General features: G+C 45.4%; 11 protein-coding genes and 1 tRNA gene. 5 read left to right on the forward strand and 7 right to left on the reverse strand.

Annotated features, from left to right (window positions below):
• Nucleotides 1-169 precede the first annotated feature (169 nt).
• The 3 genes from fdnG to H3V12_RS09945 are packed head-to-tail and all read left to right on the forward strand — an operon-like array spanning nucleotide 170 to nucleotide 4879.
• Entirely contained in the window at nucleotides 170-3268 is a 3099-nt protein-coding gene (gene fdnG / locus H3V12_RS09935) for a formate dehydrogenase-N subunit alpha (RefSeq protein WP_198214519.1), read from the forward strand.
• Entirely contained in the window at nucleotides 3265-4209 is a 945-nt protein-coding gene (gene fdxH, locus H3V12_RS09940; protein ID WP_198214520.1) for a formate dehydrogenase subunit beta, read from the forward strand. The genes fdnG and fdxH overlap by 4 nt, the downstream gene beginning before the upstream one ends.
• Nucleotides 4199-4879 carry a formate dehydrogenase subunit gamma gene (locus H3V12_RS09945; protein ID WP_075913908.1) on the forward strand — a complete coding sequence of 227 codons (681 nt, stop codon included), beginning with the start codon at nucleotides 4199-4201 and terminating at the stop codon, nucleotides 4877-4879. The genes fdxH and H3V12_RS09945 overlap by 11 nt, the downstream gene beginning before the upstream one ends.
• 214 nt (nucleotides 4880-5093) lie before the next feature.
• On the opposite strand, the gene dut is transcribed toward H3V12_RS09945, so the two are convergent.
• The 6 genes from dut to H3V12_RS09975 all read right to left on the reverse strand — a co-directional run bounded on the left by dut (nucleotide 5094) and on the right by H3V12_RS09975 (nucleotide 9848).
• Nucleotides 5094-5564: a dUTP diphosphatase gene (gene dut / locus H3V12_RS09950; protein WP_198214521.1), complete on the reverse strand. Its 471-nt coding sequence runs from the start codon at nucleotides 5562-5564 to the stop codon at nucleotides 5094-5096.
• A gap of 86 nt (nucleotides 5565-5650) precedes the next feature.
• The gene (gene mbfA / locus H3V12_RS09955; protein ID WP_198214522.1) at nucleotides 5651-6637 is read right to left on the reverse strand and encodes an iron exporter MbfA; all 987 of its coding nucleotides are present in this window, start codon (nucleotides 6635-6637) and stop codon (nucleotides 5651-5653) included.
• A 631-nt stretch (nucleotides 6638-7268) separates the two neighbouring features.
• Entirely contained in the window at nucleotides 7269-7760 is a 492-nt protein-coding gene (locus tag H3V12_RS09960) for a GNAT family N-acetyltransferase (protein ID WP_198214523.1), read from the reverse strand.
• Nucleotides 7761-7841: 81 nt separating this feature from the next.
• The gene (gluQRS, locus tag H3V12_RS09965) at nucleotides 7842-8717 is read right to left on the reverse strand and encodes a tRNA glutamyl-Q(34) synthetase GluQRS (protein WP_343211723.1); all 876 of its coding nucleotides are present in this window, start codon (nucleotides 8715-8717) and stop codon (nucleotides 7842-7844) included.
• Nucleotides 8707-9186 carry a disulfide bond formation protein B gene (locus tag H3V12_RS09970; RefSeq protein WP_198214562.1) on the reverse strand — a complete coding sequence of 160 codons (480 nt, stop codon included), beginning with the start codon at nucleotides 9184-9186 and terminating at the stop codon, nucleotides 8707-8709. Before H3V12_RS09970 ends, gluQRS begins: the two co-directional genes overlap by 11 nt.
• 74 nt (nucleotides 9187-9260) lie before the next feature.
• The gene (locus H3V12_RS09975) at nucleotides 9261-9848 is read right to left on the reverse strand and encodes a YqaA family protein (protein ID WP_198214525.1); all 588 of its coding nucleotides are present in this window, start codon (nucleotides 9846-9848) and stop codon (nucleotides 9261-9263) included.
• 168 nt (nucleotides 9849-10016) lie between these two features.
• On the opposite strand from H3V12_RS09975, the gene H3V12_RS09980 reads away from it, so the two are divergent.
• Both H3V12_RS09980 and arsC read left to right on the forward strand, forming a co-directional pair.
• Nucleotides 10017-10102: transfer RNA gene (locus H3V12_RS09980), tRNA-Leu, on the forward strand.
• A gap of 447 nt (nucleotides 10103-10549) precedes the next feature.
• Entirely contained in the window at nucleotides 10550-10921 is a 372-nt protein-coding gene (gene arsC / locus H3V12_RS09985; RefSeq protein ID WP_075869282.1) for an arsenate reductase (glutaredoxin), read from the forward strand.
• Nucleotides 10922-11221: 300 nt separating this feature from the next.
• Here arsC and H3V12_RS09990 read toward each other — a convergent pair whose 3' ends face one another.
• Entirely contained in the window at nucleotides 11222-11938 is a 717-nt protein-coding gene (locus H3V12_RS09990; RefSeq protein ID WP_198214526.1) for an NAD-dependent deacylase, read from the reverse strand.
• Nucleotides 11939-12020 lie beyond the last annotated feature (82 nt).

Genomic DNA, 12020 nt, shown 5'->3' on the forward strand with positions numbered 1-12020 from the left:
GATCCATATGAAAAAGCTGCGAATGATCTTCCCCGATCAATAGAATCCGCTTTTGTAACAACAGGGCATCAAGCAGACTTGTTTGAAGCTTGATTGGTTGCTATGGAACGATTGTTGATCTAAAATAAACAGCGTGTGGGACGATCAAAAATACAAGAGGAATGCCCGTATGAATATAGAGATATCGCGTCGCGCCTTTTTAAAGGGTGCTGGTGCGGGTGTCGGCGCAACAGCATTGGGTGCGCTCGGTTTTAGTGAGGCTGAAGCAACAGTTGTTTCGGCTATAAAACCTTTCAGGTTAGCTTCAACAACCCAGACCCGACAGACCTGTACTTATTGTTCGGTTGCTTGTGGCATTATCCTTTATTCGAAAGGATCAATGAAAGACGGCACTGCGAAAGTTATCCACGTTGAAGGGGATGTTGATCACCCGACCAATCATGGTACTCTGTGCCCGAAAGGTGCAGCCCTTCTTGATACAATCCATTCAAAAAACCGTTTGACGAAACCGAAGGTTCGTCGCCCCGGTTCCGATCACTTTGAAGAAATCACATGGGACGAGGCACTTGATAAAATTGCCCGCTACATGAAAGATGACCGCGACGCCAATTTCGTCCAGAAAAACGAAAAAGGCCAGACAGTCAATCGCTGGTTGACAACAGGATTTCTTGCAGCCTCTGCAGCAACAAACGAAACCGCATTTGCGACTTACAAGGTCGTACGTTCATGCGGTATGCTGGCATTCGATAACCAAGCACGCGTTTGACACGGCCCCACGGTGTCCAGTCTGGGCCCAACATTTGGTCGTGGCGCGATGACAAATCCATGGACGGATATCCGGTCAACGGATCTCGTCATTATCATGGGTGGTAATGCTGCCGAAGCACATCCTTGTGGCTTCAAATGGGTTACTTATGCAAAAGAGCATCGCGGTGCAAAGCTGATCGTCGTTGATCCGCGCTTTACCCGTTCGGCTTCGGTTGCCGATTTTTATGCACCGATCCGTCAGGGAACCGATATTGCCTTTTTGTCCGGTGTCATTAACTACTGCATAACGCATGACAAAGTTCAGTATGAATATGTCAAACATTTCACCAATGCCGGTTTGATCGTCAATGAAGGTTTCGGTTTCAAAGATGGTCTGTTTACCGGATATGATGAAGCCAAACGTGATTATGACCGTTCGACCTGGTCCTATGAAATGGACGAGAACGGTTATGCCAAGAATGACGAGACTTTGACGCATCCGCGTTCGGTCTGGCAGCTTCTTAAAAAACATGTTTCGGTTTACACGCCTGAAATGGTTGAAAGAATTTGCGGCACTCCAAAGGATAAGTTCCTCAAAATCTGCGAGATGATTGCAGAATGTTCGAGCCCGACAAAGGCGATGACATCCATGTATGCTCTCGGTTGGACACAACACTCCAAGGGTGCGCAGAACATTCGCACAATGTGCATGTTGCAGCTTATTCTCGGTGATATCGGTGTACGTGGTGGCGGTGTGAATGCACTGCGTGGCCACTCCAACATTCAAGGCCTTACAGATGTCGGACTGATGTCCAACCTCATTCCGGGCTACATGAATATTCCGATGGAAAACGAGACAAATCTCGAGACTTATCTCTCGAAACGCAAGTTCACGCCAACGCGACCGAATCAGGTCAGCTACTGGCAGAATTATGATAAGTTCTTCATCTCGTTCATGAAGGCAATGTGGGGCAAAGCCGCAACAAAAGAAAACGACTTCGCCTATGATTATCTGCCGAAGCTTGATATCGCCAATTACGATATTCTTAAAGCTGTCGACATGATGGATCATAACCAGATGAACGGCTATTTCTGCCAAGGGTTCAATCCTGTTCTTGCTTTCCCGAACCGTAAAAAGGTCGAGCGTGGCTTGAGCAAGTTGAAATTCCTTGTCGTGATGGATCCGTTGGAAACAGAGACGGCACGGTTCTGGGAAAACCACGGTGATTTCAATGATGTCAATACATCCGAAATCAAAACGGAAGTTTTCCAATTGCCGACAAGCTGCTTTGCCGAAGATGAAGGAGCTGTTGTCAATTCGGGTCGCTGGTTGCAGTGGCACTGGGCAGGGCAAAATCCGCCGGGTGACGCAAAGCACGACACATGGATCATGGCGCAACTTTGGTTAAGGCTGAAGAAGCTTTATGAAAAAGAAGGCGGCGTGTTCCCCGATCCTATTGTCAATCTTCATTGGCCATATAAGGATGCAAGCGAGCCTCAGCCGGCAGAACTTGCCAAGGAAATGAACGGTTATGCTGTCGAAGATCTTTATGATCCGAAAGACCCGACCAAGAAGATCCTTGAAAAAGGCAAACAGGTTCCAGGCTTTGCTTCGTTGAAAGCCGACGGAAGCACTGCTTCGGGCTGCTGGATTTATTCAGGCAGCTTTACTGAAGACGGAAACATGATGGCACGGCGTGATAACACCGACTATGATGGTGCCGGACTTTATCCGAAGTGGACATTTGCATGGCCTGCAAACCGTCGTATTCTTTATAATCGCGCATCAGCCGATTTTGACGGTAAGGCTTGGGATCCGGAGCGTAAAGTTATCGAATGGAATGGCGAGAAATGGACGGGATTTGATGTTCCGGATATTCCGCCGGCATCCGATCCGCACGCTGTCGGTCCGTTTATCATGAATGCGGAAGGCACTGGCCGGCTCTTCACGCTTGCCGGACTTCGTGACGGTCCGTTCCCGGTTCACTACGAACCGTTCGAATCGCCGATCGTCAACCCGATTGCTCCGAATGTCCGTGGTAATCCGGCTGCTCGTATCTTTGATGAAGATCTTGCACAATTGGGAACAAGTGATGAATTCCCATATGCAGCGACTTCCTATCGGTTGACCGAGCACTTCCACTATTGGACGAAGAACAACCGGATCAACGCTGCTTTGCAGCCGCAATTCTTTGTCGAGATTTCGGAAGAACTGGCTGCTGAAAAAGGCGTTGTAAAAGGTGATTGGGTCAGAGTCTGGAACAAACGCGGGCAGGTTTTTGCCAAAGCGCTGGTTACCAAACGTATCCGTCCTATCATTTGCGATGGAAAGCCTGTTCATGTCATAGGCATTCCACTGCATTGGGGCTTTATCGGTGAGGCGAAGAAAGGTTTTGGGCCTAACTCGCTCACACCATTTGTTGGCGATGCCAATTCCCAGACGCCTGAATTCAAGGCATTTCTGGTGAATATGGAAAAATCGAAGGCACCGGTCGATGAGAATGGAAAGGCGGAACAATGATTAATATCAATCCTCCAACCCAGGACAAAATCGAACCGCAGATTGGTCCGGATGACTACATCCGGATTTCTGCCTCGCCAGCGCCGAAGCCGAAGCGCAAATTGGAAGAAATCGCCAAGCTCATTGATGTTTCACGCTGCATCGGTTGTAAAGCTTGCCAATCGGCCTGTTCGGAATGGAACGAATTGAACCCCGAAATTGGTGACAATGTCGGTGTTTATGACAACCCGCGTGATCTTTCTCCGGATGCGTTCACAATCATGCGGTTTACGGAATGGGTTAATCCCGAGACCGATACACTTGAATGGCTTATCCGCAAGGATGGCTGCATGCATTGTTCGGAACCGGGATGTCTGGCTGCTTGCCCGTCACCCGGTGCGATTGTGCAATATTCAAACGGTATTGTGGATTTTATCCATGATAAATGCATCGGTTGCGGTTATTGCATAAAAGGCTGTCCGTTCAATATTCCTCGGGTTTCGCAAGTTACCCACAGAGCCTATAAATGCACTTTGTGCTCTGACCGTGTTGCTGTCGGGCAAAAACCTGCTTGTGCAAAAACCTGCCCGACCGAAGCGATTATGTTCGGAACAAAGGCCGAGCTTAAAGAGCACGCCAAGGAACGCATTGCCGATCTGAAAGCCCGCGGTTACAAGAACGCCGGTCTCTATGACCCGCAAGGCGTTGGCGGAACGCACGTCATGTATGTTCTTCACCATGCCGATCAACCAAGCATTTATGCAAACCTGCCGGAAGACCCGCATATTTCACCGATTGTGAAAACGTGGAAGGGCATTTCCAAATATTTCGGGCTTGGTGCTATCGCTGCTGCTATCCTCGGAGCAGCTGCACATGGTATCTTTATCGGACGTACAAGAGTAACCAAGCACGATGAAGAACGTGCCGAGAAAACCTTGAAGGATATCGACCATGACGCATAAGCTTTATGAAAAATACGATTATGTCCATAAAGGTGACCCGATTATAGTCGACCGCTATACAAAAGGCGCACGCATCAACCACTGGATTGGTGCCATTTCTATGATTCTTTTGGCATTTACCGGTCTGATGATGTATTGGCCGCCGCTTTTCCCGCTTGCAAATCTTATTGGAGGCGGGCAGGTGGTGCGCACCATTCACCCTTATATCGGTGTTGTCATGGTTATCAGTTTTGCTGGACTTTTCTTCCGCTTCTGGCGCCTCAATATCTGGGAAAATTCCGATTTGAAATGGATTGTCGATATCAAGGATGTCCTTGAAGGCGATGAAGAAAGACTGCCGATGATCGGAAAATATAATTTTGGTCAAAAATGTATTTTCTGGTCGATGTCTATAGGGCTCATCATATTGATTGTGAGCGGCTTTATGGTTTGGCAGGCTTATTTTGCACCTTTTGTTCCGATTGAATGGCAGCGTTATGCACTGCTCACCCATTCACTGGTTGCCGCATGCATTATCGCTGTATGGATTTTCCATGTTTATGCAGGCTATTGGGTTGCCGGTTCGATCGGCGCCATGATCAAGGGCAAAATTTCAGGCGGCTTTGCATGGGCTCACCATCGCAAATGGTATATTGCGCTTTTGCGCGCAAACCGTATTAAAGACCGCTAAGTTTTATTTTAAGGCTTCAATAAATTTAACCGCAATGTTTGGAGAAAAACATTGCGGTTTTATTTTTCTGCGTTGTTTATCCGTTGATGATGCAAACGCAATATCAGCAATGGCAAAAGTGTGATTAAAAGGAGCTCATGAGCTAAAGCGAATCAGCCGATTGCACCTTTCTTCACAATTATTATCTTAAAAAATCTTGATGGATTTCGGTTCTCTAGTTGTGTCCGGTCGAACCGAACCCTTTTGTGCCACGAATTGTTTCGGAAAGGGTTGTGGTTTCCACGATGGCAATTTGAGGTGCCGGAGAAATGACAGTTTGTGCGATCCGCATACCGCGGGTAATTTTGAATGGTTCTTGCCCGAGATTGATGAGTAAAACTTTTATTTCCCCGCGATAATCACTGTCGATTGTGCCGGGTGTATTCAAGCAGGTAATCCCATTTTTGAAAGCAAGACCAGAACGCGGGCGAATTTGCGCTTCGTAACCTTCCGGCAATTCGAATATCAAACCGGTAGGGACGAGCGCACGTTCACCGGGAGAAAGAACAATTTCTGTTCCCTCTTCCAATGCTGCCCTTAAATCCATTCCGGCCGAGCCAGCAGTTTCATAGGCAGGCAATTTCAGCCCTTCAGAATGAGGGAGCCGATGGATAGCAAGTGTTACAGGGCAATCTTTATGCGACATGAAGAGCCTTCAAAACGAAATAATTATTTAAAATCTTTTTAAAGAGGATGGCCGAAAGTTACAAGTTCCCTTGAAGCCGGTCTTTTTCAGGCACTACCGATAAGAATACCGGTAGCAAAAACCAATGCCCCACCGACCACCACCTGCAATGCCGCACGCCAGAACGGCGTTTCCATGAACTTGTTCTGGATCCATGCAATCGCCCATAATTCAAAGAACACAACCGCAAATGCAATGGCAATCGCAATATGAAAATCGGGAATGAGAAACGGCAGCGCGTGGCCGAGGCCACCCAGAGACGTCATAACACCATTGGCAATGCCGCGTTTGATGGGCGAGCCGCGGCCGGATAACTTTCCGTCATCATGGGCAGCTTCTGTAAAGCCCATTGATATACCGGCGCCGAGTGAAGCCGATAAACCGACGAGAAAAGTCTGTCTTGTGTCACCGGTGGCAAAGGCAGCAGCAAAAATCGGTGCCAAAGTTGAAACGGAACCATCCATCAAGCCGGCGAGACCCGGCTGGATCCAGGTAAGAAGTGTTTGCTTGCGTTCTTTTGCCCGTTCCTGATCTGCAACAGATTTAGGCGTGTATTTTTTTTCAAGCTCGATCGCCACATTTTCGTGGTGCTTTTCTTCAAGAGCGAGATCGCCGAGGAGCTTGCGTATTTCGGCGTCTTTAGCCCGATCGGCGGCTTGTTCATAAAACCGCGCCGACTGGTCTTCCATTTGTGCAACCGAATCACGCACTTTATCAATTCCGAGCGGTCGTATAAGCCAGTCAGGCTTGCGTTCGTAAAAACCGCTGACATGTTCACGCCGGATAAGCGGAATCATTTTGCCAAAGCGTTTTTCAAAAATCTTTATTAACCTATCGCGGTGGCTATGTTCCTCATCGGCCATTTTCTCAAAAATTTTGGCCGTTGCCGGAAACTCGTCACGCAAACCGTCGGCATAGTTGAGATAGATGCGTTCATCATCTTCCTCTGAAGAAATGGCAAGTGCGAGAATTTCCTTTTCGCTAAGTGAGGAAAATGGCTTTTGATAGGACGATGCAAAGAGCTTTGAAAACATGGGAGACCTATAATTTAGAATTGTTCTAAACTAATAGAGTTGTAGGAAAATTCAATCGCAAAAATATGTCATGCACTTGAACGTGAATTGTTTTGTTTTTCAAAATCGCCGATCCATATTGTTTGTGATGACAGGCGATTTTGAAAGAGTGGAGCGAAAACGTTGCGCGTTTCTATCTTGATACTGTGATAATTAATCCGGATAGCCTCCTCATTTTCTGCCAATCATTCGTTTTGACAAGTTTTGTTACCCTTATCTTTTCCAGTCCATTTTGGCTGGAATTTCCTTGCATCCGGTTGTTACAAAAATGACAGGAAAAGTCACCTTCTAAATTTCAAAAAAACTATTCCGGATTATTTTATAAGCCCGTCAGGCACGCAGATGAAGCCATATATGCAGGCAAATAGTTGCCGCCATATTCCAGGAATATGCGAAAGAATAGGTACCGAAACCATTTTTTGTTAAGTGCAGGAACGACGTGAATATCATCTGGCAACCGTCTAGAGTGTGGAAGACAAGAGTGGTTTTCAAGGCCATGAGCGGTGGAATGAATACACGGAACAAAAAATCTGTTCGAACCGGCGACGAACTTTTATATCTACAACACTTACAACTTGACCGAATAACGTTTTTATAAAATTCTCTGCATCAACACGAGATTTAGCCATTGTCCGGCTTTTCTGCCGACCTCGGGCATATGTCCAGTGATTGTAAAACCGAAGGCTTTATGGATGGCAATGGATGCCTTGTTTCCCGCTTCAATGCCGGCAACAAGCACATGGATATGGTTTTGTTCGGCATGGGTAATCAAAGCGCCGAGGAGTTTTTTGCCAATACCTTTGCCACGTTCGGTTTTTTCAATATAAATGGATATTTCAGCAGAATAACGATATCCTTCGAATGGTCTGAACGGGCCATAGCTCGCATAGCCAACTGTTTTGCCATTATCTTCTGCAACGAGAACAGGATATCCTGCGGCATTTCTTGTTTTCAGCCATTCCCGACGGTTATCAAGATCGACAGTTTTCTCATTCCAGATAGCAAGGGTATTCTTTACCGCATCGTTATAAATATCTGTGATCTCTTCAAGATCATGTTCTTCTGCCGGTCTTATGGTAATCATTTTTAAAATCCAACGAATATTATGATTTCAAACCCTAATCGCTTTTTAAAAGCGTGGGAAGAGGGGGAATCATTGCAACGACTAAAATTCCGGCAAGAGAGAAATGATATCTTGAGGCGTAAACCCCCGTTTGCGTAACGAGCGCAAACTTGTATCCCTGTTGGATTTTGATAATTTGTGTCCGTCATCACCAAGAACGAGCGGGTGATGGTAGTAAAGCGGCGGTTCATAGCCGAGAATCATCTGCAACAACCGATGAACCGAAGTTGCTTGAAAAAGATCGGCTCCTCTTACGACATGGGTGATCTTCTGAAGAGCATCATCAACAACCACCGATAAATGATAACTTGTGGGGATGTCTTTGCGCGCGATGATAACGTCGCCCCAAAGTTCCGGACGGGCTATAATCTTCTTTGTTTGATTGCCATGAAATTCGTACCAAAAAAGATGACCGCCTGCAAAATCGATTGCAAGGTCCATATTGAGCCGCCAGGAAAAAGGCATACCAGCGGCAATCATCTCGCGTGCTTTTATTTTTGAAAGCGAACGTTCATCAGTCGGATAAAGTGGAGTGCCATCAGGGTCACGCGGCCAATTCTTTCCCTGTCGTTCAGTCGTAACAATTTTTTCTTTTACTTCTCCCCGCGTTAAAAATGCGGGATAGACAAGGCCGAGTTGTTCAAGTTTATCTAGTGCTTTCTGATAATCTGAAAAATGTTCCGACTGTCGGCGGAAGGGCGTTTGAAAATCAAATCCCAGCCATGAAAGGTCTTCAACGATTGCATCTTCAAATTCTGTTTTGCAACGAGTTATATCAATGTTTTCCATGCGCAAAACGAGTTCGCCATTTAGTTTTCCGGCAATCTGCCGGTTAACAAGTGCAGAATAGGCGTGCCCCAGATGCAGATATCCATTGGGACTAGGGGCGAAACGTAACCTTATCGATTTAACGTTCACCACTTTTCCCGAAAGCACAAAATGCGCCGGCAAATCCCAGAATAGCCAGAAAGAGACTTGCAACACCATTCCATCCGGCAAAGGAAAGACCGAGAAAATATCCCAATGCTTTATCGCAAGCGGGAGGGCGTTTGCTGTTCAAATTGGCAAGCAGATCATTTGCATCAGTGGTAATTGCGGTAACGGCAGCCGAGCAGTCGGTTGGTCCTGGCCAGAATTTATATTCTGCGCCAGCGTGATAGACAGATAACCCGAAATTATAAAGCATCAGAAGCGCGGTGATTAGAAACAGCGCACGGATGAGAAGACCGGGCTTCCCCTTTAAAGACAGGGCAAATGTTACAATCATCAAAGGGATGCCGGTATAATAGGGGATGCGTTCTTCGAGGCATAATTTGCACGGCATAAAGCCGCCAATATGTTCGAAGCCGAGTGCGGTTCCGATAGCGATCACCATAAAGATTAGCATCAACCACGACAGGATAGTTTGAAGTTTTCCGGATCGATGAATGGGTGAAGCGAAAGTAATCACACAAAATCCCCCTAGACCAGTATTTTATAAAAAATATAGGCAATTATCAGGATAGTGCAAGCAATGGCGATAACCCATTTCAATCTCGGCAAGAGATATTCGAGCACCGTCGCACCATAACGGCTTATCAACCAGGCGAGAGCATAGAACCGTGCACTGCGAGCGATAATTGCTGACAGGATGAAAATCCATATATTCATGCCCACGACACCGGCGAGAATTGTAACTACCTTGATTGGTGGAAGGTGTGATATTCCCGAAGTAATGAGCAACAGCAAAATAATTTCCATGCTGGTATTGTTGCGCAATGCTTCGAAAGTCTCGAATTTTCCGTAAAACTCAAGAACCGGTTTTGCTATAGCTTCATAGGCAAAATGGCCGATCAGCCAACCGGCTATTCCGCCAAGGACTGAAAAGAGCGAAGCGATAAACGCATAACGGTAGGTCTTTTCTTTATTGATAAGCGACATCGGGATAAAAAGGACGTCAGCCGGAATGAGAAAGACAGAACTTTCTACAAAAGCGATAAATGCCAGCCAGTATTCGGCCGAGCGGCGTCCGGCTAGAGATAATGTCCAGTCTCCAAGCTTTTTGAGCATTTTTCATTCCTTGTCAATGACGCTACCTCTAATGGGGGTTAAAGCGTTAATCCAGTAGCTTGAACAAATTTTTTAAGATAATTGTGTGTAAGGCAGTTGACGAGACCTCGGTTCTTAATATAACTCAACAAATCCGTGACACATGGTTTGTGTCCTCACTTCATCGATGCGGGTGTGGTGGAACTGGTAGACGCGCCAGACTCAAAATCTGGTTCCCAAAAGGAGTGTCGGTTCGATTCCGACCACCCGCACCATTTTGACTTTCCTTCTCCTTTATATTTTCTTTTATTCCTTCTTTAGCGGTGTTTTTTGGAAAGTTCCTCGAAACAAATTTCTTATTTATAACTACCGGGTTGTTAATAATTTTATCTGGGCCAAGAAAACAGATGTTTTCGCTTCGAGCTATCCGGTCTATTTGCTACCTGTCTATCTGTTAAAACGGAATCACCGATGATCCGCATTTCTTTGTACTTTCAGGTTAATTACGGAATATCCGGTTTATTTTTTCCCTATTATTTTCGTCCAACCGGCGGTTTTGATGAAAAAGCATGTTGAAAACATAACTTTCGATGCCACAAATGGTGCAAATGAAAACACGAGCCGGTTTCACCTAAAAAATTGAAAAAGAATATCTTCACCAAATCTCCTTAGTCCATGTTAAAGCTATTGGTGAAATATTAAAATCAGCAAAGGGCCAATTCATGCAAAATACCGATGTCATTATTTATCATAACCCGCGTTGTGCAACCTCACGCAATGTAGTCGGTCTTGTGCGTGCCATGGGTTATGAACCCCATATTATTGAATATCTGAAGACGCCGCCGACACCGGAAATGCTCCTTTGGCTCGCCAGCCGCGCCAATGTTTCCATCCGCGATTTTTTAAGGACAAAAGAGCCTGCTTATAAAAAGCAAGGGCTGGACGATGAAACATTGCCGGATAATGTGATTGCCAAAAAAATGCACGATCATCCAGAACTCATCAACCGGCCGATTGTTGTTTGCGCTAAAGGTGTTCAACTGTGCCGTCCGGCAGAAACAGTAACAAACCTTCTGATTTTGCCTGAAGACTGAATTTTTCGAAAAAAAGATTTTTTAAAAGATAAAGAAAGCTCATACGGGCTTTCTTTATCGCTGCCAACTTTATTGCTGCCAATATGATTTTTAGTACATTCACTATAAAAATTATCAGAATATCAATATTCTGAATTCAAACATTAAAAATTCATGTAATATTTTAATTATTATATAATTTAATAATGTAATTGTAATTTTATAGAGAAGAATAGATATAACGAATTTGAATGCAATCGCAAAATCATAAATATTGTTTTATTGAAACGATAACGGTTTATTTAAAATTTAAAAAGCCTGTCATTTCCCATATTTTTTAAGCAGCATATTTACAAAATCCGGCACTGTTTTTGTTGCCGGTCCAGAAATGATTTCATCAAATAATGAATAGGAATTCGGGTTGGCCGCAAGGTTGAGTTCGAAACATTCGGCACCCGCCTGTTGTGCAAGCACTACAAAACCAGCGGCCGGATAAACGACACCTGACGTGCCGATTGCAGCAAAAATGTCGGCTTCAGCCAATGCCTTTTCGATTTGTTCCATATGAAAGGGAATTTCACCGAACCAGACAATATCGGGTCTTAGCTTTGCCTTGGCATGACAATGGGGACAGATGCTTTCTTCTGTCACATCCCCTTTCCATTTTGCTTTTTCATGACAGGAAAGGCATAAAACGTGGTCGAGGGTGCCATGCATGTGCAGAACATTTCGTGATCCTGCTTGTTCATGCAGATTGTCGACATTCTGGGTAACAAGCAGGAAACAATCGGGAAAATGCTTTTCGAGTGTTGCAAGTGCCAGATGCGCTTTGTTGGGGCGCGCTTTCGCCGCATCGCGGCGGCGTTCGTTATAGAAATCATTGACGAGACGCGGTGATCGTGCAAAACCTTCAGGTGTCGCGACATCTTCGACCTTATATTTGTTCCACGTGCCATCGCTGCCACGAAAGGTTTCCAAGCCGGATTCTGCGGATATACCGGCACCGGTTAAAATGACAATGTTGGGTGATTTATTCATTTGTTACTCGTTCGTGACAAGGGTATTTCTGTTTAATAAACAATGCATATGCTACAAGGGTTTTTAAATAAAAGGAATCGTT

The sequence above is a fragment of the Bartonella sp. W8167 genome, assembly GCF_016100335.1.
GTDB lineage: Bacteria > Pseudomonadota > Alphaproteobacteria > Rhizobiales > Rhizobiaceae > Bartonella > Bartonella apis.